The organism is Chryseobacterium sp. LJ668 (genome assembly GCF_019613955.1).
Taxonomy (GTDB): domain Bacteria; phylum Bacteroidota; class Bacteroidia; order Flavobacteriales; family Weeksellaceae; genus Chryseobacterium.
Genome location: NZ_CP080443.1, coordinates 1,942,796 through 1,967,174 on the forward strand (window position 1 = coordinate 1,942,796; position 24,379 = coordinate 1,967,174).

Consider the following 24,379-nt stretch of genomic DNA (forward strand, 5'->3'; position numbering starts at 1 on the left):
TGTTAAATTAATTTATTTTTGCAATATTATTTTAAGAGCTGATAACTATTCATCTTTATTGGTATTATTAAAAGTCTACAATATAACATTTATCTTCATTGAGGTATTTTATAGAATTTTCGTACAACGGTACAAATTATTTTGGCTATCAGATTCAGCCTAAGGATATTTCTGTGCAGGAAGAATTGGAAAAAGCACTTTCTACCATTTTGCGTGAGCCTATTAAGACAGTAGGAGCAGGGCGAACTGATACGGGCGTTCATGCAAAAAAAATGTTTGCTCATTTTGAAACTGAACAGATTTTACCCGATCACCTAACGCATCAGCTCAACAGTTTTCTTCCTGCGGATATTTCCATTAAAAGAATTTTTAAGGTCAAAGATGATTTTCATGCACGTTTTGATGCGACCTTCAGAACGTACGAATATTATATTTCATTAGGAAAAAATCCGTTTACTCAAAATTCGGCATGGCAGCTTTGGCGAAGAAATATTGACGTCGATAAAATGAACGAAGCCTGCAAAATTCTTTTTGAGTACGAAGATTTTACAAGTTTTGCAAAGCTGCATACCGACAATAAGACCAATCTCTGCAAAATTTACAAAGCAGAATGGGAGCAGGCCGGAACTGAGCTTAAATTTACAATTTCTGCCAACCGTTTTCTCAGAAATATGGTTCGGGCAATCGTGGGAACCATCGTTGAGGTGGGTTCCGGAAAAATGCAGCCGCAAGATCTGCGAAAAGTAATAGAAAATAAAAACAGGAGCTCAGCAGGAACTTCTGCTCCGGCTCATGCGCTCTTTCTGGTTGATGTAGGCTACGACTTTTAAAAATCAATGATTAAATTGTCAATATCAATCGACTTGTAAAGGCTGTAAAATTTTAAAGTCTTATTTTTGCAAAGAATTTTTTCAAATTAATTCTTTACGTCACTTTCTATCATGAAAAAACAAGATACCTGGGCAATAGTAAAGAGGCTTTTCTTCATCGGTATGAAGTTTCGTTCCTGGTTTATTTTCACCCTGATTATTTCTATTATACTGTCCATAGTTTCTACTTACAGGCCGTATCTTACAATGCAGATTGTGGATAACGATATCACGAAACTGAAAGATAAAGCTCTGATGATGAAGCATATTTATGGTCTCGTCGGGTTGGTTTTTGCAGAAACGATTTTAAATTTCTTTCTGGTTTATTTTTCCAATTATATTTCTCAGAATGTTATCAGAGATATTCGTGAGCGTTTGTATAATAAATTGATTTATTTCAGAACGGCTTTTTTTGATAAAACGCCTATCGGACAATTGGTGACAAGAGCTGTTGGTGATGTTGAAACGATTGCAACCGTTTATACAGACGGTTTTCTGATGGTTTTCGGAGATGTTTTGAGAATTGTTTTTGTACTGTTCATGATGTTTCAGGTAGATGTGCATCTCAGCTATATTTCTCTCGCTATTTTACCTTTGATGGTGGTTATCACAAGATTTTTTCAAAAAAGACTTAAAAAAGCTTTTGGTGATGAAAGAACCTGGACGTCCAATCAGAACTCATTTGTTCAGGAAAGATTAGCCGGAATGCCAATTATTCAGGTTTTTAACAGGCAGCAGGCTGAGTTTAAAAAGTTTGATGATATCAATATCACCCTAAAAAGTGCTTTGCTAAGGACTGTCTTTATCTTCTCACTGTTTTTTCCTGTCGTTGAATTGATTTCTTCGCTTTTCATTGGTTTTGTGCTCTTTTATGGAGGTTATATTACAATCAGTGCAGGTGTTGTCATTGCTTTTATTCAGTTTATTTCGATGCTGATTCGTCCTTTGCGGCAGATTGCAGACCGTTTCAACAACATTCAGCGTGGTATTGTAGGGGCCGAAAGAGTTCTAGGCATTATGGATGAAGATTATGCCATGCCCAACGAAGGAAAAATTGAAAAAGAACATTTTGACGGAAAGATAGAATTTAAAAATGTACGTTTTGCCTATGATGACAAACAAGAAGTTTTAAAAGGAATTGATTTTAAAGTTAATCCAGGAGAAACTGTGGCAATTGTAGGGGCAACCGGAGCCGGAAAATCTACTATTATCAGCTTAATCACTAGATTGTACGACCTTAATTCGGGAGAAATCTTTATTGATGACGTAGAGCTGAAAGATTATGAATTGTACAATCTGCGAAGTCATATCGGCGTTGTTCTGCAGGATGTTTTCCTATTCCACGGAAGCATTTATGAAAATCTTTCATTCGGTGACGAAACGGTGACTTTGGAAAAAATAAAAGCTGGTGCAAAAGAAATTGAAGTTGATGATTTTATTGAAAGCCTCCCGGGGGGTTACGAATATGTAGTAAGCGAAAGAGGTTCTTCGATCTCGCTCGGGCAAAGACAATTGCTTTCTTTTCTAAGAGCGTATTTATCAGATCCTAAAATCTTAATTTTAGATGAGGCTACTTCTTCTATTGACCATGAAAGTGAAAAACTGATTCAAAGAGCTACCGAGAAAATTACAAAAAACAGAACGTCAATAATTATCGCACACAGACTTTCGACTATTGAAAAAGCCGATAAAATCATTGTGATGGACCAAGGTAAAATAGTGGAAGAAGGTAAGCATCTGGAGCTTCTTGATAAAAATGGTTACTATGCTACTTTGTATAAAGCACAGCTTAGAAAAGAGATTGAAGTAGGAGAAAAATCATAATCCGTAGGGCAAAAAACCGAGATCTTTTTTCCAGGCATTCCCAAACTTTTGGGTAAGCGTTTTAGCAACAAGCTTATTGTTTTCTTTAGCTTTTTCAGAAAGAAATTTACTGACCACGCAATTTTGATAATGTATATCAACACCATAATTTTTTTCAAATTTTTTGTGGGCTTTTGACATAATTCCAAACTGTACGAAGTAAGGAGTTTTTTCTCTATCTGTTACTTTTTGAGATTTTTCTTGAACTGTATTACACTTTTGTTTATGGTTTTGTGCAACAATTTGTACAGATGAAGTCAATAGAAAGACGATTATTACTAAAATTTTCATCAGTTTTGATTTTCTATTTGATGTCTTTATGATAATGAAGTTAAAATGTAGTACTGTAATTTGAGTGAGAATAAATATTTAAATTATTGAATCCTTTTATAAAACTACACATTAAAACCCATTTGTTAACATTAAGTTCATATTAAATTCATTTATGATTAATAACTATACAATTAGGTATAGTTTTTGTTATTAAGAATAAATATATAAAATTTCAAAAACCCTATGGTTAATTCAATAATATTTTCTAAATTTATTATAAAATTAATAATCTATTGAAATTAATAGGGGTTGGTTTGATAATTATTGATAATTTTTAACTTAAACTAAAATTTAGAGATGAATAATATACAAGATGAATTTCAGGTTCTCAAAGAAGAACTAAAAAAACTGAACATAGATGTACAAAAAGTAGTAAAAGTAGGAAATGGAAGTATGGATTTTCATGAAGTCTTTTACAGATCACCACGATATGATGATGTAAGAACAGTATATGTGCAACGCCACACGCTCGATCATCTTATCGAAAAATTTAAAGATGCGTATAAATAAAGAATACCGTTCACAATGTGAGCGGTATTTTATTAATGTAATGTGAATTTAAAATCTGTATCCGAGTGAAAAACCGCTACGGAATCCGGCCCACGGCCCGTCAACTTTAATTCTTGCACCATTGGCATTGGTTTCTACGGTATAATCTACAAAAGGAATATCTAAATTTTCAATTTCTTTCTTCAGTTCCGCCTGCATTTCAGGAGTGAGTAAGATATCGCTCGTTAGATTAAAATCACCTTTCCCGGTACCGTAATGTGCTCCTGCGATCCAGAAATCCAAAACCAAATTATGCTGCTTATTAAGAAAAAACTGCGCACCGACCATTAATCCCCCACTGTTTCCTTTTGCGTCTCCCATACCTTTAAGTGGAATAGGGATGGTAGTTCCAAATGCATTGTAATCATACGTGTAATCAAATGTATTGGTAGAAACTTTTGAAAATCGGTAATAAGGAGCAAAATAAAATCCTTTTCCATAGCCTTGACCAATGTAAAATCTCGGTTCTAGGGTAAAGTTGGTCGCTTTTATTTTTAGATTTTGGAAATCTTTTTCGTCTTCATCACTCAGAAAAGCATTCATGAAAGGTACTTTTCCTTCTGCAACGGTTCCGAAACCTACATTGATGGCAAACCAGCGATTGATTGATCTCTCATACGAAAGATTAATATTTCTGAAAGCATAACCGGTAATATTGGTTTTAATGATATTCATCTTGTCTTCCGGAACAGTATTTATTTCCGGATTAATTATCTGCTGTGCGCTGAATCCTGAGATAAGAAAACACGGGACAAGAATTAATAGTTTTTTCATGGTAGTATAATTTTGATTTAATTAAGGCAGAAATAGAATGATAAGCTGCAACTTATGTAAACAATAAAGTACAATTATGTTGAATCAAAAACCGTTCTAAAATCATAGAATAGCTAAAGATATCTTAAAATAATTAATGATAATTACTTTTTGATGAATTTTATGCTTTCAGATTGCGATTTGTTTCCTGAAATCTCAATAAAATATGCTGAAGGTGGCAGATCTGAAACCTGTACTTTTCCGGTTCTTAAATCGGATGTTTTAATCAGCTTTCCATCCGGGCTGTAGATATTAGCTCTAGAAAAATTTGACAAGTCACCTTTAATTTCAATATAATCATGTGCTGGATTTGGATAAATTTGAATTGTTTTTTTTGTTCTTACATCAGAAGATGTTGCGAGAAATGTTTCGTTTAACGCCTGAGCTGCATTGGTTGTCTGCGCTGTTCCCTGAACGGTAATAACTGCATTGGTTGTAGTTAACAAAGGAAATTTATGAAGGCTGTCATAATAGGTATAGGAGGTATTGACAACACTTCCTACAGGAAATCCAAATACTGTAAGTGAAAAATTCTGAATCGATTTTATTCTTAAAACATTGGTATAGGTTTTTGTCCCGATAAGAAGTGTTCCTGCCGCATCGGCTGTAAGACTGATGGTTCCACTAAAATTACCCGAGCCTGCGGTAGCCGAGAACGTTCCGGAAGCAGTATCTGTTTCTGAGTATCCGAAAGCTGCTGGATAGCTGATAAATGTTCCGTTGTTGGCGGAAAAATTGAGTGTTGCATCCGGGGTTACCAATCCTGTAATTTCAAGTTTGCTTGCTGTTTGCTTATAATAAACAGTATTTCCTGCGCCGACCATTTTGATTGTGGTTCCCGGAAAAGTTGATATTTCACTTGCGGTAGGTGCAGAGTAGGAGGTAGCTGATGCGGAACCCTGTGTTAAACTCGTGTTTATAAATGTTGCATTATTACCTGTCGCAGAATTGTCAACCGTACCGTTAACGTTTACATTATTCACAACTTCTCCGATGATAGGGTCGTTAAATGCTTTGGTAATGGTAGTTTGTGCTGAGGTCGATGCTGTTGATGCAAATAAAATGAATAGAATTGTTTTCATATTTACTTTTTGCTAAAGATAATTAAAAAGTAAATTATTTTTTTCATTTATTTGATAAAAAATCGTTAATAATCATGTAAACATATCACCTAAAAATAAATTGAATACAAAATTTATATTCATTACAAAGATGCGGATAGCAATAATTTTATAAAGTACTTTTTATTTTTCTCTGCATGCACATTCATGGTGTTCGTTGATATATGCAATGGTAGCTTTACATAGTTTTTCCAATGTATCGATATTGATATCCGCTAATTTTTTAATATAAATACAGGCTTTGCCGATCTTGAATTTCCCTAGATTTTCCAACAAAGGTTTATTTTCTTCAATGGGCGAATATACATACAGCGAAAATTCTGCTTTACGCGGTGAAAAACCAATGATTGGAGCGTCACCTTTATGTCCGCTTGCATATTTGTAATGGTAACTGCCAAAACCGATAATGGTAGGTCCCCACATTTTAGGTTCAAAGCCGGACCATTCGCGCATGAGCTCTATTAACTGGAAACTTTCTGCTTTTTTCTGTTCGTTTTCGACATATGAATTGATGAATTCAGTAACATCCACCTGTGTTTCGCCCGTTTTATTTTTTGCCATGATAGTAAATAGATCAATTGATAATTTCTGCATCCGGGTTCTCCCGTAATTTTGCAATTCTTTCTCGCCAGTTTTGAAGCTCTTCATCCGTTAGTCTGATCCATTCTTTTACTTCACCCACGATTTTTACGGGTTCCGAACTTCTGTAAGATCGGGTAGGGTTTCCCGGAAATTTTTTATCGGTGACGTTAGGATCGTTTTCAAATGTTCCCGTAGGTTCTACGACGTAGATGCGTTCGTGACCATCTCCTTTTGCCAATGCGGCGGCTAATCCGGCCCCATTTTGCAGGGCGGTGAAGTAGATATGATTCATCATGATTTCGGGATGATAATTCGATTCGAAACCGGCAGTCAGAAAGTCTCCGATTTGCAGATCTGCTCTTGTACCGTGGTAGAATGGCCCGTTGTCAAGAATGTTTTCTTTTTTGTTTTCCATTTTCTGAGTTTTTATCAGGATTTTTTACAACCTGTAAACTTAAGAATTTGTTTTTAAACAAAAAACTCCTGCGAATTTTAAGTACTCAGCAACCACCTTTTCGATGGATCCTCTTGAAAATTATTGTACCGTCAACTGTTGCATATTCGCACGATATAATCGGATATGCATATTTAGGCGCATGCGATACATAATGACTTTTTATCATGATTTTGTCGTTCACTTTCAGGTTATTCAAATTTTCACGTTGAGACTTTTCTGCATCAAATGTTACAATATAATCTTCATTATTAATCCTGACCATGACTCCGAAACCTAATCTTGATTCCGGAGGAAGAGAAAGAGAAGTGATTATGCCTTCCATGCTGGTATACTCGGTAATGTGCTTCCATATTTTATTTTCAGCAGCATATACTTTTTTACCTGCGGGAGAAGCTTCCCATTTTTTGAAATGTTTACCGGCAGGGGTAGCTTCCCATTTTTTTATTTCGGCATTCTTTTCAGCTAAAGACAGTTGTTTTTGAATCGGCTTCTTGGTACATTCATTTTTAATTTCACGATTGGCGAATACAAGTCCGCTCACTACAAGCAGTGGTAGGATGAGCGCAAAAATTACTTTTTTCATAATTTTTTAATTTTAAATTAAATTTCAGTTCTTTGATAAGTCAGACCTGATAAGATCTACTTTTGTTTCTAATAGTTTATCAAAGTTGACTCAGCGAAAATACTTTGATATTTTTCGGATTCAGGGATTTGAATTGTAAATAAAATTGTAAACTTTGTAAATAATAACTTGACACGATGTATCTTAGTCAAAATCTCTTCTTAGGAAAGCGCAAATACCTTTTTACATTCGTATTGCTCTCACTGATCTTTGGCATTTGTGCCGCTTTCAGCACAGAGGATAAGGACGACTTCGATTTTGCCAAAAGGGAAGTTTTACTCCGCAGAATAGGACATGAATTGCTTTTGCAGTCCGGCGACCGTACATCAAGAGTTCTTCCGGTAAAAAAGATTGCAGAAAATGAATATCAAATCAGTTTTGAGGACGAACTTACTTTTCAGCCGGATTCTTTGGTGAGTCTTACGAACCGTGTGTTGGCAAAAGATCCAGTTGCAAGTGATTATATCGTTAACGTTTTGAACTGTCGCAACTCTACTGTAGCTTATGGATATTCGGTATCGAAGAGTAAAAAAGATGATATTGTAGCCTGCTTAGGAAGAAAACAACCCAAGGCTTGTTATCTGATCAATATCAAATTTAAATCAACAGGAATCAACACAACAAAAAGCGTTTATCTTTTGGGTGGTCTGTCATTTTTAGCATTGATAGGTTTTGTTTTATTAAGACCTAAATCTGTAAAATCACGAAAAGATTTACCTGAAAATCAGCAAACTGATCTGTTCACTTTGGGCTCGGTATTGTTTGACGCAAAAAACAGAAAGCTCATCATTAATGATAAAACCATAGATCTTACCGCAACAGAAAACCGCGTATTATTTATTTTCGCATCGTCTCCCAATGAAATCATCGAGAGAAGCCGACTGCAAAAGGAAATCTGGGAAGATGAAGGTGTTATTGTAGGACGCAGCCTGGATATGTTCATCTCAAAACTCAGAAAAAAACTGGAACTCGATCCTAATGTCAGAATTATGGTGATACGGGGGAAAGGGTACAGGCTGGAAATTAATTCTTAATTGGAAACCAACGATGCAAGAGTAGATTATTTGGTAGCTTGTTATTACTCTACAATACCATTTCCGGTCCTGATTGATTCTTCCATTAAATCTACAATTTCAGGGACTGAGATTGAAAATATACCAGCGTTTCCCTTGTCAAATTCTTTCTTCCAATAATCGTAGCCTTCAATGTAATTAGGAAGTTTGACTTTTTCATTTTTTAAAGCAGTAACACTTTCGTCCAATGCTTCCTCAGTAATTGGAATGTGTGTCAATTCATTTGCAAATCCATCTTTTGATTCGGGACTTTCTACTTTCAACTGACCAATCGAAATATGAATTACCTTTCCGTGTTCTGGATATTCTTCTATTTTTAAAATTTTCAGGGTAGAACTTTCTTCTCCCTTTCGGGTTTTGTAATTCCACTCCTGACCGACTTTGTATTTCATGGCTTCTGGGTTTTTGCAGCTGGTTAAAAATAAATACAATAGTAGACTTATTAAAATTTGGAATTTGATCATAGTTTAGAATTGTTCTTCTGTCACAAAAATAAGAGATTTTTCTAAGTAGAGTAAAGATAGTTTTGAAAAAGTGTTGTAAAGCATTGAAATATAGCTAATTGAACTTGATTACCTCAACGGAGTGGTTGATTGGCTCAACGGATGAATGAACTCTTCAACGGAATGCCTGATTTTCTTTACAGAGTTCTTGATGTCTTCAACGAAGAAGTTGAAACTTATGTTAAAATGATTGCAGGTCTTGTCGAAAGGTTTTTTGTGGTTTCTTGCTTTTATGACATTTAGGAAAAGACTTTTGTAGCTGTAAAGTCACAGATTACAAATCTGCAACATCGGAGTTTATTTAGCGGAAAGTGCTTCTTCGCTAATATCTGCAACCTGAATGCTTTTGATAGATGATTTGGTTGAGGATGCTGTACTTCCTCCCATGATGTATAATTTATTGTTATATATTTCTGCAGCAGCATGTCTTCTCGGAATCATATTGGATGATAACCTGTGCAACTTGTTGGTTTCTGTATCAAAATAGGCCAGAAAATTTTGATTATTATAACCGCCTGCAATAAAAATCTTATTACCGTATACCGCTAAAGAATGACCCGATATCGCAGCAGGTATAGTATATTGCTCAGTCCACTCATTTTTGTTGAGATCATACACATTGACCAGACGTGATGAGGTGCCGTTAAAACCACCGATTACATAAAGCTTATCATTCACAATTTTGCCCCTTGCTTCTCTGGCGTTAGGCATATTTGGTAAAGTATGCCATGTGTCTGAAGCAATGTCATAATATTGAAACCTGTCAGAAAATACTGTGGTGGCGGCATTGTTTAGTCCACTGCCGCCGAAAGTATATATTTTTCCGTTATGAATGGCGGAGCCTGCATTTCCTGTGTAGGCACGATTAACAGCTCCCTTCGTTTTTTTATGAGTTTCAAGGTCTATAATTTCAAGATGGCTGTTTCCCCAACCGTTAAAAATATAAATTTTATTACCGTAAGTCTCCGAATTGGCAAATCTTTTAGGAACCAGACTGGAGTTGATGACACTCCAGCGGTTATCTTTAATGCTGTATTTCTCAATAAAATTTGCATAACCATCCGTATCTTTATAACCATTGCTCACATAGATACTGTCACCTGCAATGGTACTGCTTATTGCTCCTCTTCTCACAGACATATCCGAAAGATGTTTAAAATGTAAGGCTTGTGCATTGGCTAAACAAAAACCGAAAAGTGAAAGGAGTAATAATTTTGTTTTCAAGGGCGTTGAGGTTTGGTTTGAAAAATATGTTTTAAATATAGGAAAAAATGGAGGATTGGAAATACAGGACGTTGAATTTGTTATAGAATGGAAAAACCGTTCAGATGAGAACGGTTTTATGTTTATGGTAAATTCATGTGGCTTTTTGAAGCTGTAAAAGATGCTTTCTTTGCTAATAATTCACTTAAAGACTATTCATAGGATTTTCCCATTTATAACTATGCAGTTTAGTATTTAAAACCTTATTAAGTTTGTCGCGTATATTCTCTCTGTCTATTTGTGATTGAGTGGTTAATTTTAGAATATCGTAAAATCTTTTAGCATTTATTAGTTCTATTGGCATTCCTTTGCCGGCTAATGTCTGAACTACTTTTTTGGCGCCTCTTTGAAAATCAGATGTAGTCACAAAAATCCCTTTTGGAATGCCCGAAATAAAAAGGGCACCAGTTAATTCTCTGATCTGATTCACTTTTATTTTATTCTTATGTCTTTTAACTTGAACACCAATCTGGTTGTTATTTTTTTCCAAAATGACATCAATTCCTCCGTCGTTGGAATATCCTGTGACAACTACTTCATAGCCTAGATTTTTGAAAACCATTCCTGTAACGTCTTCAAGTAATTTGGGATGTAAATCAAATCTTTTTTTGTATTTTGCAAGAAGATATTTTGAAATCTCCGTAATAGGAGCTTTAACATTATGCAAATCTAATTTTTTTAATCTTCCTACAGTACCATAGAAAAATTGCCATAATTGCCATTCTTTAGCCCATACGGTTACATCCTTCAATATTCTCCACCAACCGCATTTATTGCAATGATTAAAATATACTTCACAACAGTAACGAGAAAGATCCAGTTCCCACATATCTTTATCGATCCCTAGTTCGTCATTCCACAATTTCTTGTCTAATTGATGGAAGGTATAAATTTCTTTGAGGTCAACATCCCAATAATCATGTAGTGAATAAACTTCCAATTCGTTCTTACAGAAAATACATGTAGTACTATGGGGATTGTCATCTCCACTTCTTAATGGACTACCAAAATAGTTATATTCAAAAGGGGACATACGCTTTATTTATATAAAATTACAAAAAATAAAACCGCTCTGATCATTGAGCGGTTTGGTTTTAAAGATAGGGAAGCCACGGATTACAAATCCGCGACATCGGGATTTTCTTGGAATTTGATAGTCAAATTAAAAAGTGATGAACCTTCTTCTGTTATGGAAAGAAGTATATTTTTTTGTTTTGTTTAAATATTCTGAGACATGGTCGAAATTTACAATGTCTACCCAAAATTCAGCATCAAAAAACATCTGGATATTAAGTCTGAAATATTTTAATTCTTTTAGATCTCCTTTATTTGTAAATTCCCAAAGTTTAGATTCAACCACAATTATTGGGTGTATAAAAAATATGTGATCACTTGTTGAGCATAATCTATAAACTAAATCATCAATTTTTTTTAAATTTGAGCTATTCTGATTTTTCGCTTCTATTATTTCGTGCTCGATTCTATCCAAAAGCAAATCTTCATGTGCAGTCATTGCCCCTTGTAAACTTTGTATGCACTTCCAAATGACTGAGTTATCAATATCTTTAGTATTATTAATATTTGTTTCTCTGTATGCGTTAAACGTTGGAATCTCAAATGGTGTTATCATGTAATCTAACCATTTGTAAACGCCATTTACAATGCAGCATTCTTCTAACTTTTCTTTTATGTAAGTACACTCTTCAGTATTCAAATTATGTTTGTAAAGTAAATTGTCAAGTTTATTAACACTTTGAAAAATATAGCTTCCTGTCCAAACCAATTCAAAATTACTTCTAGGGCTTGCTTCATTATTTGCAATGATATGATAGTTTTTTAAACTTTTACATTCTACCAAAATATCAACATCACAACTATAATTTCCTTTTTTGAAATACTTTCTAGCTTTAACATCAAGCTCACGTAACTTATTGGAGGACACATCTAAAAAATACGGAGATTGCTCTGGATGCCATTTTAAATTTTGATAATTCATTATAAACTTTTGATTCTATTTTAAGAGAATTTAAAGCATCAGAATTTAATAGTTTATTAATTAATTCATTTTGTTCCATTGAGTTAATTTTAATTCTAATATACAAAAAAACCGCTCAGAAAAAATCTGAACGGTTTGATATGTTTAAAGCATCGGTGATGACTACATCATTCCCGGCATTCCGCCTCCCATTGGCATAGCAGGTTCTGCGCTCTTAATTTCAGTGATTACGCACTCAGTTGTTAATAGCATTCCGGAAACTGAAGCTGCGTTTTCAAGAGCAACTCTCGTTACTTTCGTAGGGTCGATGATACCTGCTTCAAGCATGTTTACATACTCGTCAGTTTTAGCATTGTATCCGAAGTCTCCGCTGCCTTCAGCAACTTTAGCTACGATTACAGAACCTTCACCTCCTGCGTTAGCAACGATTTGTCTTAATGGCTCTTCGATCGCTCTTTTTACGATTTTGATACCAGTAGTTTCATCAGCATTGATTCCTTCAAGATTAGTCAAAGCAGAGATTGCTCTTACAAAAGCAACACCACCTCCTGCAACGATACCTTCTTCAACAGCTGCTCTCGTAGCGTTTAATGCATCGTCAACTCTGTCTTTTTTCTCTTTCATTTCAACTTCAGAAGCTGCTCCAACGTACAATACAGCAACACCACCGGCTAATTTAGCCAATCTCTCCTGTAGTTTTTCTCTGTCGTAGTCAGAAGTAGTCGTTTCCATCTGAGCTTTGATCTGGTTTACTCTGCCTTTGATCTTGCTTTCTTCACCACCACCATTTACGATTGTTGTGTTGTCTTTGTCGATAGATACTTTTTCAGCGGTTCCCAACATATCAAGAGATACGTTTTCCATTGTGAAACCTTGCTCTTCAGAAATTACCTGTCCACCAGTTAAGATAGCGATATCTTCCAACATTGCTTTTCTTCTGTCGCCAAATCCTGGAGCTTTTACTGCAGCAATTTTAAGAGAACCTCTCAATTTGTTAACTACCAAAGTTGCCAAAGCTTCACCTTCAACTTCTTCAGAGATAATCAATAGAGATTTTCCGCTTTGTGCGATTGGCTCAAGAACAGGAAGCAATTCTTTCATTGAAGAGATTTTTTTCTCAACTAAAAGAATGTATGGGTTTTCCAATTCAACTGTCATTTTTTCAGGATTCGTCACGAAATATGGAGACTGGTAACCTCTGTCAAACTGCATACCTTCTACAACGTCTACAGTTGTATCGATACCTTTCGCTTCTTCTACAGTGATTACACCTTCTTTACCTACTTTTCCGAAAGCTTCAGCGATCAAAGATCCGATAGTTTCGTCGTTGTTAGCAGAAACTGAAGCAACCTGCTTCACCATTTCTGTAGAATCACCAACTTGCTTAGACTGCTCTTTTAGGTTAGCAACAACAGCAGTTACAGCTTTGTCGATACCTCTTTTCAAGTCCATAGGGTTTGCACCTGCAGCTACGTTCTTAAGACCTTCTCTTACGATAGCCTGTGCCAAAACAGTAGCGGTAGTAGTACCGTCTCCTGCAATATCATTGGTTTTGGAAGCAACTTCTTTTACCATTTGCGCTCCCATGTTTTCTACTCTGTCTTCAAGTTCGATTTCTTTTGCTACAGAAACACCATCTTTAGTAACGTGAGGTGCACCGAAAGATTTTTCGATTACCACGTTTCTACCTTTTGGTCCTAAAGTTACTTTTACTGCATTAGCCAATGCATCAACTCCTCTTTTTAGAGCATCTCTTGACTCGATATCGAATTTTATTTCTTTTGCCATTTTGATTTGATATTAGATGTTAGATGTCAGAAGTTAGACACATAACGTTTGTTTTAATTTGATTTTAATTTGAATAGTCTGAAATCTAATGCCTTGTATTTGGAATCTATCCGATTACTCCTAAAAGGTCTCCCTCTTTTACGATTAAAAAATCTTTTCCGTCTAATTTTAATTCAGAACCTGAATATTTTCCATAAAGAACTTTGTCACCTACTTTTACAGTTGTAGGCTCGTCTACTTTACCAGGACCTACTGCTACTACTGTACCTTCTTGGGGTTTTTCTTTCGCTGTATCCGGGATAATAATACCTGAAGCTGTTTTAGTTTCTGCAGCGATAGGCTCGATAAGCACTCTGTCTGCTAAGGGTTTAAAGTTTACTGACATAATATTTTTATTTTTTAATTATTTCTGTGTTGTAATTCTCTAAATCTATGCCACGGGAAGATAAGTAGAGTTTTGGCAGATTTTTTATGAAGATGTGAAATTTTGGCAGAAAAAAAGCTTCCAATTTTTGAAAGCTTGTGTTTTATTTTTTACATTTTTGCTCATATTCGTCAAGAAGTTCCCTGTAAGGCATACTAGAATATTCGTGGTCAATTTTCATTGCATCAAAACCTTCACCTCCGTTCTTAGCTATTTTTCTTAATTCTTTTTTCTTTGCAAAACCTTCTTTTCTGGCAGTTTTCACATCATCTTCAAATTCTTTTATACGGACATCTAAATTATCAGAAAATGGAGCGCAATCTTTCGTGACTTCATATATTGCTTTCTTCAGTTTGTCATCAATTTTCCCTAAATTAAAAAAATTAACTCTGTTGAGATCTATTACGATGTAACCGTACTCTTCATCAGCCTTCTTCATATAAGGAAGATAAATATTGTTGTTGTATCGGTTGTTTTGTACAAACACAATGTTTATTCCGTAGAGATTTGTTTTGCCCTCTTGTTCTAAGGGTAATACAACTGTTTTTTTGACATCTAAAATTTCACCTTTTACATTAATGGTTTTTAATTTCATTTTATCGTAAACAAGCTTTTCAGAACCATCTTTCCCGAGGATGACAATTCTTTTTAAATCGTTTATGCCTATCTTTTCAACGGCAGATGATTGTTCTTCTTTAAAATTAAATTCATCAATCTCAAACCTTAATTTTTTTTCAATATTTCCCAACAACAACATATCTGCATATACATATTTAGGATTCTGAAAATTTTGTAAAAAGCCGGTTTTCACTTCTCCGTTCTCCATAATGATTTCTACCGGAATGGATGCTTTTTTGCCGAAATACACATCCTCCTGAGAGAATACAAAAGAGAAAGAAAATATAAATAATAAGACAATTAGTTTTTTCATGGTTATAGTCAATCGTAATTTAATTTTTCTTCCCTGCAGCCTGCATCGGGTTTACTTTTCCGTTGGCTCCACCACGTACTGCACCGTCCTGCTTTTGTTTAAAGACCTGGAATTTTGATGCTTCGGTAGAGCTTCCGTCATTGCTCCACAAATTATTTGAGGTATCAATATCTGCGGTTTCCCGCATTGGGTCAAGCTGCACAGATTTTAATTTTTTGTCAAAATAAAATGTTTTTGAAGCTTTCTTCTCATTATGTCTCCAGATTTGAGCAGATGATTTGTCTTTTAATTTTGAACCATCTTCGAACGTAAATTCAAGTATAATAGGCATTACCAAACCACCTTTGTTTATAAAATCAATCTGATAGGCAGTGATATTTTTTAGTTTATCCTGATCTTGTTTATCTAAAGCAACACTTTTTTCTGTTTTGGTACTATATTCTTTATTACCATCCACCTTTTCCTGACCACGGTCATATCGGTAATAAAAATCCTGAAGATCTTTATCTTTCTCTACTTCAAATGCAATGGTTTTATCGTCTCTGTTTCTAATTTTAGAAATATCTTCAAACTCATTCTGCAAAGGTTTTTCAACTTTATATTTAGTTTCACCAGCTTCTTTTACGGCATTAAGATCCGGACTCGCCATTGTTACTTTGTCTATTGCAATGTCCACAGGATCTGTTCCGTAAAACCAGCCTCTCCAAAACCAATCCAGATCTTCACCGCTCGCATCTTCCATCGTTCTGAAAAAATCTGCAGGTTCGGGATGTTTAAATGCCCATCTTTTTGAATAGGTTTTAAAAGCTTTGTCAAAAAGTTCTCTGCCCATAATTGTTTCACGAAGAATATTCAGACCTGTTGCTGGCTTTGAGTATGCATTCGGACCAAACTGAATAATGTTTTCTGAGTTACTCATGATTGGTTCCAGCTGATCTTTAGGAAGTTTCATGTAATCAACAATTGTCCATGCCGGTCCTCTTTTTGAAGGGAATTTATTGTCCCATTTTTCTTCCGTTAAATATTCTGTGAATGTGTTTAAACCTTCATCCATCCAGCTCCATTGTCTTTCGTCTGAATTGATGATCATCGGGAAAAAGTTATGACCAACTTCATGAATAACAACACCGATCATTCCGTTTTTTGTTCCTTCGGAATAGGTGCCGTCTTTTTCTGTTCTCCCGAAGTTGAAACAGATCATCGGATATTCCATTCCATTCGAAGCTTCTACAGATTGTGCAACAGGGTACGGATACGGAATCGTGAATTCTGAATAGGTTTTAATCGTATGCGCAACTGCCTTTGTGGAATATTTTCTATACAGGCCATAAGCTTCTTTGGGATAGAAACTCATTGCCATTACTTTGTTATTATTTTCAGGTATGGTAACGCCCATTGCGTCCCAAACAAATTTTCGTGAAGCCGTCCATGCAAAATCTCTCACGTCTTTCGCTTCAAAAACCCAGGTTTTTCTTTGTTTTGAATGATTTTTCTCTGCCTTTTTAGCTTCATCCAATGTGACAATTTCTACAGGCTCATTCGAAGTTTGTGATTTTTTATATCGTGATAATTGTTCGGGAGTTAAAACCTGTTCATAGTTTTTACATTCTCCGGTTCCGCCAATCACATGATCTGCTGGAACATTCATTGATACTTTATAATTTCCAAAAACCAGAGCAAACTCACCTCTTCCTGTGAACTGATGGTTTTGCCATCCTTGAAAATCACTGTACACACACATTCTTGGGAACCATTGAGTGATGGTGTATACATCATTTCCATCCTCGGCAAAGTTCTCGTAACCGCCGCGGCCGCCCATTTTCATTCTGTTTGGAATATTGTAATTCCAGTCGATTTTAAAGATGAATTTATCACCTTTTTTTAGAACTTTAGGCAAATCAATACGCATCATCGTTTTGTTGACCGTATATTTTAGAGGATTTCCTGAAGCATCGGTTACTTTGTCAAGATTAACTCCATATCGATTGTCTCTTGCTGGTAGATCTGTGATTTTCAATTGCTGATCTGTCGAAGATTTCGGCAGGGTAGAAGAGAATTGATAATCGGCTTTTTTGACAGTTGACTGTTGGTTCTCATCCAATTGTAGCCAGATATAATCTAAATCGTCCGGTGAATTATTGTGATAGGTAACCGTTTCTGAACCTTTTAAATTTCTTTTATCCTCGTCGAGATATGCTGTAATATCATAATCTGCTCTGTTTTGCCAATAAGCTTGCCCAGGTGCTCCCGAAGCAGCTCTGTAAACATTAGGAGTAGGAAGGATCGTTCCAAGCTGCTCAAATCTGTTTCCGTGGTTGCTTCCAGGGTTATTTTGAATATTTTGAGCTGAAATACCCATATATAGAAATACCGAAAGTGTAGTAACTTTTAGTTTCATGTGCAAATAATTTAAGAATTATCAAATATAATAATAAGTAGCTGAAAAGTTGAAAATGTTTCAGGCATACATTTATTTATTAAAGACTCTTTTATATCTTATCATGGAATTCTTTCTAAAGTCATTTTTAATGCTAATGCAAAAACTCCTGATGAGACGAAAAGAATCCAATCTTTTTTATTGATCTTAAAAAGATTTAATAATATAAATAGTAACACCAATATAAGTATAACAATCACAATCTGTCCTAGTTCGAGACCGATATTAAAACCTAACAGCGGAACAGCAATACTCTGGCTTTTCGCAATCATTACTCTTGCGGTATTGGCAAATCCCAAACCATGGATTAAACCAAAAAATAAAACTAGATAATAATTGGTTTTATTCTGGGTTTGTTTTTTGTTTTTCATTACAATATTTCCAAGAGCGGTTAAAACGATTGTCAACGGAATCAAAAATTCAATCCAATTTGATGGGAGTTTTATAATATTTACAATGCTTAAAGCTAAAGTAATCGAATGCCCGATGGTAAATGCAGTAACCAGAATTAGGATTTTTCTCCAATCTTTTATAGTGTACGCGGCAATTACTACCAAAACAAATAGCTGATGATCGAGTGCATCTAATGAGATGATGTGTTCCCAGCCGAGTTTCAAGTAGAATATAAAGTCCTGCATTTTTCAAATTTTTTTCGAAATGCGATGATACAAAATTTATTTTAACTTTGTAGAAAATTGAAGTGGTAAACCTTCAATAGAAAAAGAAGAAAAAAATAAAATTAAAAGAATTATCTTAGATATACGACAAGATCTACAAAAAGTTCTTGATTTACTACAATGAAAAAAATATTTGCCTTCTTCTTTATTCTTTTTATATGTTTTTCTTTTACAAAAAAGATACACCCCTATCACGTAGGTTCTGTGGAAATAAATTACAACTCAAAATCGAAAACTTTTGAAATTACGGGTCGGTTCTTTTTAGATGATCTCGAAAACGGTCTGGGGAAAAAATACGGAAAAGCGTATCATTTTAATGATATAAAGTATAAAGCTCAAATCAATGAAGCTTTAAGAAATTACAGTTCAGAATATTTTAAATTAAAAGCAGATAATCGTTTCCTAAAAATAAATTACATCGGTTTTGAAGAAGACAGCGAATCTGTGAATGTATATCTGGAAACTGAGGTCGTTTCTAATCCTAAAAAGGTGGAAGCTGCAGTGAGTTTTCTTTATAATCTACTCGATGATCAGATCAACCTTGTTCACATCATCATAAACGGAAACCGTAAAAGTGAGAAGCTGACGTATCCCAATCGATATTTATTTCAGCAATTTTAGAGAATTACCTTCTAAGCTGCAATAATGCGTTTTCGGCTTTTGCATGAGCTAAAAGGTCAGGAAAAAAAGCATCATAACATTCCTGCAAAGCATCTTTATTATCCAGAAAAGCCTGAAATACAGGAATATCTTTATCTAAATATTTCGCCTTATTCAGAACATTTCTCATGCTAAATTTGATATTCTGATCATAACGGTAATTGTACAGCCAGTTATCCTGCTCCATTTTTGTGAGCATATATCTAAAGTTTTCAGGAAGAAATTCGTAGTGTTGATTTAAAACACGGTAGACCCTCAAAGAATGATCTTTCCATCCTTGTAATGAATTTAAATTTAAATCATTAGCGACAAAATAATCCAGTGAAACATCCACAAATGCCCCGGAATACAATCTTACCAAAGGTGAAAATATTTTTTTAGCTTCGTGAATAGCGGGATGAGCATCTGTAAAAGTATCAACAACCCGGTGCAAAGTAATTCCGTCCTGGATGTCTCTAGGAAAAGAATAGCGGTCTTTGTTTCTGATGAAATCTTCGAGAAACTGCCCGACAATTTGTCCGTCGTTGAAAGTGAGAAAAGAGTGGGCAAGAAAGTTCATAAACGAATATAGAAATTTTTAAACAAAGTTTTGCCATTATTTAAAGTTTCAACCCAAACTCCTTTATCGTCTTCAAAATATTTGAAATCAATTTTTTGAAGATTTATCTTATTATTTGAAAGTATGTTAAAAAAAAGATGATTTTCTTCAATAATACATTTAAACTGAATAGAGAAAGGAAAATTATTTTTTACCTGTAAATCTTTATAAGCAAAAACTACTGTCGAATCTGAGCCTAAAGGTGTAAAGCGTTCGTATTCTTTGTAAATGTCTATAGAATGAGAATGCCTTTCGATGATATCTAATCCGCATTGTAAAGCAGAATAATATATTATGGAAGAAAATTGGCAGATTCCACCACCAAAATCATGGGAAATATTATTTTTGATTAAATTTCTACCCTGTTTAAAGTTATTTTTTCTGATGGGTGCTCCTACTGTTTTCCAAAACGAAAAAACCTCATCCGGTTGAATGACTAAATTGTTAATCTTTTCGCAGACTATCTTTAAATTGTGAATTTTATTATCATAAAATTCTCCATTTCGGATGCTTTGTTGAAAATCAATTCTGAAATCTCCAAGATTTTCTTTTAAATAATTTTTAGCATAAGACTGTCTGTTATTTTGTTCAGCAAGAAATCTTTGCAACAATCTATACCGCAATTTCAACTGATAAGGTAGGTTGTTTTTAATAAACTGCTTCATTGTTTTTTCAGCACGATAATCTGATAGGATGCCCACTTTTTGAGAAAGGTTCTGCAGATCATGATATCTAAAGGTAGAAATATTTTTCTTAATCTTTTTGGAATTCTATGAACTGGGAAAAATAGAGTTCCGTTGGTTTGAACGACAATCCAATCATTTTTGATCATATTTAAGATATCACCATTACTAAAAGTATTATTGGCGTGCCATTCTGCCTGTGGAGAGACTGATTTTTTTCTTGATTTGATAGGGTAGTCAAATATCAGCGTTCCATTTTGGTGCAATTTTTCGTGACATTCTTTAAGGCATTTCTTCGTTTCTTCTTTGGTCTGATGCATTATTACGTGGAATGAGAAGATACAGTCGAACTTGTTTTCAAAAGGTATATTTGAAATTTCTCCAATCATTAATCGCTTTTGCGGCGATTTTTCATGAGCAATATTCAGCATTTCCTGACTGAAATCTAGACCATGTGTTGAAAAATTTAATAATCTACCAGTTCCGCAACCAAGATCTAAAATTGCGGTATATTTTTTACCTTTAAAAAAAGAATTCAAAAAATATCTTTCCTGTTCATCGATATATTTTCCATACGTATTATCAAACCTGCATTCATCATAGGTTTTTGCGAGATCATTGTAATAGGTGTGAACGCTTTTGTTTGTCATTCTAAAAAAAGAAATCCTCCGAATAAAATTAAAATATATTCAGAGAATTGAATGTAGATACTTAAAATTATTTAACTATAAATTTTTTGCTTCCTACCAAAATATTCTTTTCAGTATAAACACTCACAAAATATTCTCCTGCTGATAAACCGCTCAGATTGATCGTCTTTTTATCGGTCGTTAAAACAATTTGTCCTACTGTATTGATGATTTTAAAAATATACTGCTCATCATTTTTTATCCAGATATTGATTTCCTCTTTTGCCGGATTGGGAAATAAAGTAAAATCCTTTACGTCTGTAGGAGAAATTTCTGTAGTTGACAGGCCGGCTGTCGGCGTAAACTGTGAGACTACACATGCAAACCGGGCAAAAGCAAAAGCTTCATTTGATGGGTTTGTATTTCCTATGGCAACTCCTGTAGGCTCAGAATTATAATTTATATCAGGATTTGCCCATCTGTTGATTCTTGTACAATTAATACCGCTTGCCTCACATTCATCATTGTAGGCCATCATTGTTCTCCACCGCTGAGAATTTGTACTTGAGGTTCCCAGAGTTATCGCCGTCTGATTACTGTAGCCGTGATGATGACTGCAGGGTGTTGTAGACTGGCTGACAAACCAATCATGATTCAGTCCCATATTGTGCCCCATTTCATGGGCTAAAGTATAGTTTGAAACGATACAGTTGTAAAGAGAAACGGTAAATGCAGAATTGGCAGAGTAATTTGAAGGATTAGAATTAAGATAACCCAATCCACAAGTATTAGTAGGGGTTGAGGTAATCAATGCACATAAGTCTGCGCCATAAGTAGTTCGCAATGCATGCACATCATCCATTACAGCATCGTTATTGTTTCTGAAGCTTGCTAGATCTGTACTGATGTTTCCAGATTCTGCATAAATGATCTCACCGGAATACACCAGGTTTATCGTTACATTAGAAATCCCGGAATTAATAAGTGCGGTGTTAAAATTGGTAATGGCTGTTGCAATAAATGAATTACTCTGAGCAGAACCTCCCCATGAGATTCTGGCTGCGCTGGTGTACACTACCAAAACATCAATTCTTGTTGCAGGGCAGATCGCTGTAGCCGGTAAGCAGATATTGGCATTTACTTTTTGCCCGAGTGTAGATTCATTAAGAATAAAATCATTCTTAGAATCCTGATTAATAAGATTCGCTTCGCTTACTACAGAAATTGCAAAAATATTGTTATCTGTTTGATGAAAGATCATTTTTTCTCCTGTGCTGGAAGCATACATTCCGGTAATTATATTTCCCGATTTTGATAAAACCAATTCAGATTTGGGTTCGTTTACAATAGAATATACAGATGATTCAGCTTTGTTGCTGTACAAAAATGATTTTGAAAATTGTGCTTTAATCACCTTATTATTGGGTAATACAATTTCAAGATCAGATTTTAAATTAAATGAAGGCTGCGAATAATATTTAGTCAAAATATAAGTAGAAGCTAAGCCGGTACTCAATTTTTGCTCATTTGCCAAGCTGCTTTCGGAAACTTGGTTTTGAAAAACTTTGTCCTGTGCAAATAATAACGCAACACAAAAAAGGAGAAAAAAGGTAAATTTATATTTCATAATTGATTCAGATTAAAAGTCTTGCATACAAATATAGGATAAGAATGATTACAAATTAAAAATGTTGTATTAAAAAAGATTAATCCTAAAATAACCTCTCGTGAAAATCTTCTACCTTGCTTACTTCCTCAATTTTGATCCCGAATTTTCTCTTAGGTATTTTATTTAAATTGGAAACAAAAATCTTTTCATAACCCAATTTTTCTGCCTCAGTAATTCTTTGTTCCACTTGTGCGACAGGACGAATTTCGCCACTCAGACCAATTTCGCCGGCAAAACAGAAATGTTCAGAGATGGCAATATCTTCATTGGACGAGAGAATAGATGCGACAACTGCTAAATCTAATGCCGGATCGTCGGTCTTTATTCCACCGGTAATATTCAGGAAAACATCTTTCGCACCCAGTTGAAAGCCTGCCCTCTTTTCTAAAACTGCCAACAACATATTGAGCCTTTTAGAATCGAAACCGGTGCTGGATCTTTGCGGAGTTCCGTAAACGGCAGTGCTTACCAAAGCCTGTATTTCCAAAAGCATCGGTCTGTTTCCTTCTAAGGTCACTGCCACAGAATTTCCGGAAAGTTCTTCGAATTTTTTAGTGATTAAAATTTCTGAAGGATTTTTTATTTCTTTTAAACCTTGTGAAACCATTTCATAAATTCCAATTTCTGCGGTCGATCCAAAACGGTTTTTATTGGCTCGCAACAATCTGAAAAGGTGATTTCTGTCGCCGTCAAAATTGAGAACCACATCGACCATATGTTCCAGAACCTTTGGTCCTGCAATCTGGCCGTCTTTTGTGATATGACCAACCAGGAAAACAGGAACATTGTTTTCTTTGGCATATTTAATAATTTCATTAGAACATTCACGGATCTGGGAAACGGTTCCTGGTGAACTTTCAATCAGCTGTGACTGCAAAGTCTGAATAGAATCGATGATAACAAAATCCGGCTCCAGTTTTTTAGCTTCATGAAGAATCTTTTCCAAAGAAGTTTCGGTGTACAGAAAACAGTTTGGGTTTTTTATATCTGCCAAACGGTCGGCTCTCATTTTGATCTGTGATGCACTTTCCTCACCGGAAACATAAAAAACTTTCTTTTTCATCTTCAAAGCAAGCTGAAGGAGTAGGGTAGATTTTCCGATTCCGGGTTCTCCGCCGATTAACGTGACCGAACCCAATACAATTCCTCCACCCAAAACACGGTTGAGTTCGTCGGATGGAGTTTTTATTCTTGGTTCTTCTACGGCTTCAACTTCAATGATGTTGATGACGGTTTGTTTGATTTTTGAAGATGATATACTTTTTTGAGGTGTTTTTTCTACAATTTCTTCCACCAAAGTATTCCATTCGCCGCAGTTTTTACACTGTCCCATCCATTGTGAATATTGCGATCCGCAGTTTTGACAGAAATATGCTGTTCTCAGTTTTGCCATACTGCGAAGTTCAAAATTTTTTTCGAATTTTTCTTTCGAATTTTAATTAATTTTCAACCATGAAAAATATTTTTTTGAGTTTGTTGATTTTTGTTGTAATGTCGATTTTGCATGCTCAATTTACAGAATGGGCTGTAAGGTCTTTGGGTTTACCTGGTGGGAATTTTGGAATGTATTCTTATTTGACTCTTATTTATTGTTCACTAATTACAGCAATTGCATTGATAATACTAATCATTTTCAGGAAAAATTATCACTCGATATTGAGCGTCGCGATTTTATTTGAAGTCATTTATTTACTTTTCTTAATGATTACAGGGAATAATCCATTCTTATATTTTTCAGATTCCAATAATGAAAACCTTTTGACAATCATTATGTATGGGATTTCAGTATTAGTATTTCTTTGTATGTTCACTGCTCATTTTTTTTATTTCAAAATAATT

The 24,379-nt window shown here is 34.8% G+C and carries 27 protein-coding genes; 7 read left to right on the plus strand and 20 right to left on the minus strand.

Features of this window, described 5'->3' with window-relative positions; genetic code table 11:
- The first annotated feature begins 98 nt into the window (after positions 1-98).
- Both truA and K0U91_RS09090 read left to right on the plus strand, forming a co-directional pair.
- On the plus strand, positions 99-830 hold the full coding sequence (gene truA / locus K0U91_RS09085; RefSeq protein WP_220180601.1) for a tRNA pseudouridine(38-40) synthase TruA: 732 nt from the start codon (positions 99-101) through the stop codon (positions 828-830).
- Between the two features lie 111 nt (positions 831-941).
- Entirely contained in the window at positions 942-2,693 is a 1,752-nt protein-coding gene (locus K0U91_RS09090) for an ABC transporter ATP-binding protein (protein ID WP_220180600.1), read from the plus strand.
- Here the strand turns inward: K0U91_RS09090 and K0U91_RS09095 are convergent.
- Complete coding sequence (locus tag K0U91_RS09095) at positions 2,688-3,023, minus strand: FEKKY domain-containing protein (RefSeq protein ID WP_220180599.1); 336 nt, start codon at positions 3,021-3,023, stop codon at positions 2,688-2,690. The two genes, K0U91_RS09090 and K0U91_RS09095, sit on opposite strands and share 6 nt — an antisense overlap.
- Positions 3,024-3,362: 339 nt before the next feature.
- Here K0U91_RS09095 and K0U91_RS09100 point away from each other — a divergent pair, with 339 nt between their 5' ends.
- The gene (locus tag K0U91_RS09100; protein WP_050377259.1) at positions 3,363-3,575 is read left to right on the plus strand and encodes a hypothetical protein; all 213 of its coding nucleotides are present in this window, start codon (positions 3,363-3,365) and stop codon (positions 3,573-3,575) included.
- A gap of 48 nt (positions 3,576-3,623) precedes the next feature.
- Here the strand turns inward: K0U91_RS09100 and K0U91_RS09105 are convergent, their stop codons facing one another.
- From K0U91_RS09105 to K0U91_RS09125, 5 genes are all read right to left on the minus strand, one after another.
- On the minus strand, positions 3,624-4,388 hold the full coding sequence (locus K0U91_RS09105; RefSeq protein ID WP_220180598.1) for a DUF3575 domain-containing protein: 765 nt from the start codon (positions 4,386-4,388) through the stop codon (positions 3,624-3,626).
- A 143-nt stretch (positions 4,389-4,531) separates the two neighbouring features.
- Positions 4,532-5,509, minus strand: a complete 978-nt coding sequence (locus K0U91_RS09110; protein WP_220180597.1) for a T9SS type A sorting domain-containing protein — start codon at positions 5,507-5,509, stop codon at positions 4,532-4,534.
- Between the two features lie 162 nt (positions 5,510-5,671).
- On the minus strand, positions 5,672-6,109 hold the full coding sequence (locus tag K0U91_RS09115) for a DUF1801 domain-containing protein (RefSeq protein ID WP_219970400.1): 438 nt from the start codon (positions 6,107-6,109) through the stop codon (positions 5,672-5,674).
- Between the two features lie 13 nt (positions 6,110-6,122).
- Positions 6,123-6,545, minus strand: coding sequence for an NAD(+)--rifampin ADP-ribosyltransferase (arr, locus tag K0U91_RS09120; RefSeq protein ID WP_220180596.1), 423 nt, complete (start codon positions 6,543-6,545; stop codon positions 6,123-6,125).
- A gap of 85 nt (positions 6,546-6,630) precedes the next feature.
- The gene (locus K0U91_RS09125) at positions 6,631-7,170 is read right to left on the minus strand and encodes a hypothetical protein (RefSeq protein ID WP_220180595.1); all 540 of its coding nucleotides are present in this window, start codon (positions 7,168-7,170) and stop codon (positions 6,631-6,633) included.
- Between the two features lie 176 nt (positions 7,171-7,346).
- Between K0U91_RS09125 and K0U91_RS09130 the strand changes: the two genes are divergently transcribed.
- Complete coding sequence (locus K0U91_RS09130; RefSeq protein ID WP_220180594.1) at positions 7,347-8,243, plus strand: winged helix-turn-helix domain-containing protein; 897 nt, start codon at positions 7,347-7,349, stop codon at positions 8,241-8,243.
- A 44-nt stretch (positions 8,244-8,287) separates the two neighbouring features.
- Here K0U91_RS09130 and K0U91_RS09135 read toward each other — a convergent pair whose 3' ends face one another.
- On the minus strand, positions 8,288-8,674 hold the full coding sequence (locus K0U91_RS09135) for a hypothetical protein (RefSeq protein ID WP_258561917.1): 387 nt from the start codon (positions 8,672-8,674) through the stop codon (positions 8,288-8,290).
- 213 nt (positions 8,675-8,887) lie between these two features.
- Here K0U91_RS09135 and K0U91_RS09140 point away from each other — a divergent pair, with 213 nt between their 5' ends.
- Positions 8,888-9,028 carry a hypothetical protein gene (locus K0U91_RS09140; RefSeq protein WP_220180592.1) on the plus strand — a complete coding sequence of 47 codons (141 nt, stop codon included), beginning with the start codon at positions 8,888-8,890 and terminating at the stop codon, positions 9,026-9,028.
- Between the two features lie 54 nt (positions 9,029-9,082).
- Here the strand turns inward: K0U91_RS09140 and K0U91_RS09145 are convergent, their stop codons facing one another.
- A complete protein-coding gene (locus K0U91_RS09145; RefSeq protein WP_220180591.1) occupies positions 9,083-9,925 on the minus strand; it encodes a Kelch repeat-containing protein in 843 nt (280 codons plus the stop codon).
- Between the two features lie 34 nt (positions 9,926-9,959).
- Here K0U91_RS09145 and K0U91_RS09150 point away from each other — a divergent pair, with 34 nt between their 5' ends.
- Positions 9,960-10,166 carry a hypothetical protein gene (locus K0U91_RS09150; protein ID WP_220180590.1) on the plus strand — a complete coding sequence of 69 codons (207 nt, stop codon included), beginning with the start codon at positions 9,960-9,962 and terminating at the stop codon, positions 10,164-10,166.
- Between the two features lie 27 nt (positions 10,167-10,193).
- Here the strand turns inward: K0U91_RS09150 and K0U91_RS09155 are convergent, their stop codons facing one another.
- The 7 genes from K0U91_RS09155 to K0U91_RS09185 all read right to left on the minus strand — a co-directional run bounded on the left by K0U91_RS09155 (position 10,194) and on the right by K0U91_RS09185 (position 18,262).
- On the minus strand, positions 10,194-11,081 hold the full coding sequence (locus K0U91_RS09155) for a restriction endonuclease (protein ID WP_220180589.1): 888 nt from the start codon (positions 11,079-11,081) through the stop codon (positions 10,194-10,196).
- A gap of 129 nt (positions 11,082-11,210) precedes the next feature.
- Entirely contained in the window at positions 11,211-12,044 is an 834-nt protein-coding gene (locus tag K0U91_RS09160; protein ID WP_220180588.1) for a hypothetical protein, read from the minus strand.
- A 162-nt stretch (positions 12,045-12,206) separates the two neighbouring features.
- Positions 12,207-13,832, minus strand: a complete 1,626-nt coding sequence (gene groL / locus K0U91_RS09165) for a chaperonin GroEL (RefSeq protein ID WP_220180587.1) — start codon at positions 13,830-13,832, stop codon at positions 12,207-12,209.
- Positions 13,833-13,938: 106 nt separating this feature from the next.
- Positions 13,939-14,217 (minus strand): co-chaperone GroES, encoded by a 279-nt coding sequence (locus K0U91_RS09170; protein WP_047444781.1) that lies wholly within the window; start codon positions 14,215-14,217, stop codon positions 13,939-13,941.
- Between the two features lie 142 nt (positions 14,218-14,359).
- Positions 14,360-15,187: a hypothetical protein gene (locus K0U91_RS09175; protein WP_220180586.1), complete on the minus strand. Its 828-nt coding sequence runs from the start codon at positions 15,185-15,187 to the stop codon at positions 14,360-14,362.
- Between the two features lie 19 nt (positions 15,188-15,206).
- Positions 15,207-17,585, minus strand: a complete 2,379-nt coding sequence (locus tag K0U91_RS09180) for a M1 family metallopeptidase (protein ID WP_220180585.1) — start codon at positions 17,583-17,585, stop codon at positions 15,207-15,209.
- 101 nt (positions 17,586-17,686) lie between these two features.
- Positions 17,687-18,262, minus strand: a complete 576-nt coding sequence (locus K0U91_RS09185; protein WP_220180584.1) for a HupE/UreJ family protein — start codon at positions 18,260-18,262, stop codon at positions 17,687-17,689.
- 159 nt (positions 18,263-18,421) lie between these two features.
- Here K0U91_RS09185 and K0U91_RS09190 point away from each other — a divergent pair, with 159 nt between their 5' ends.
- Positions 18,422-18,922, plus strand: a complete 501-nt coding sequence (locus K0U91_RS09190; protein WP_219970413.1) for a DUF6702 family protein — start codon at positions 18,422-18,424, stop codon at positions 18,920-18,922.
- A gap of 4 nt (positions 18,923-18,926) precedes the next feature.
- Here the strand turns inward: K0U91_RS09190 and K0U91_RS09195 are convergent, their stop codons facing one another.
- From K0U91_RS09195 to radA, 5 genes are all read right to left on the minus strand, one after another.
- Complete coding sequence (locus K0U91_RS09195; protein WP_219970414.1) at positions 18,927-19,520, minus strand: acyl carrier protein phosphodiesterase; 594 nt, start codon at positions 19,518-19,520, stop codon at positions 18,927-18,929.
- Complete coding sequence (locus K0U91_RS09200; protein WP_220180583.1) at positions 19,517-20,224, minus strand: VanW family protein; 708 nt, start codon at positions 20,222-20,224, stop codon at positions 19,517-19,519. Before K0U91_RS09200 ends, K0U91_RS09195 begins: the two co-directional genes overlap by 4 nt.
- Positions 20,221-20,892 (minus strand): class I SAM-dependent methyltransferase, encoded by a 672-nt coding sequence (locus tag K0U91_RS09205; protein WP_220180582.1) that lies wholly within the window; start codon positions 20,890-20,892, stop codon positions 20,221-20,223. The genes K0U91_RS09200 and K0U91_RS09205 overlap by 4 nt, the downstream gene beginning before the upstream one ends.
- 67 nt (positions 20,893-20,959) lie before the next feature.
- A complete protein-coding gene (locus K0U91_RS09210) occupies positions 20,960-22,498 on the minus strand; it encodes a M12 family metallo-peptidase (protein WP_220180581.1) in 1,539 nt (512 codons plus the stop codon).
- 85 nt (positions 22,499-22,583) lie between these two features.
- Positions 22,584-23,933: a DNA repair protein RadA gene (radA, locus tag K0U91_RS09215; RefSeq protein WP_220180580.1), complete on the minus strand. Its 1,350-nt coding sequence runs from the start codon at positions 23,931-23,933 to the stop codon at positions 22,584-22,586.
- Between the last annotated feature and the right edge of the window lie 446 nt (positions 23,934-24,379).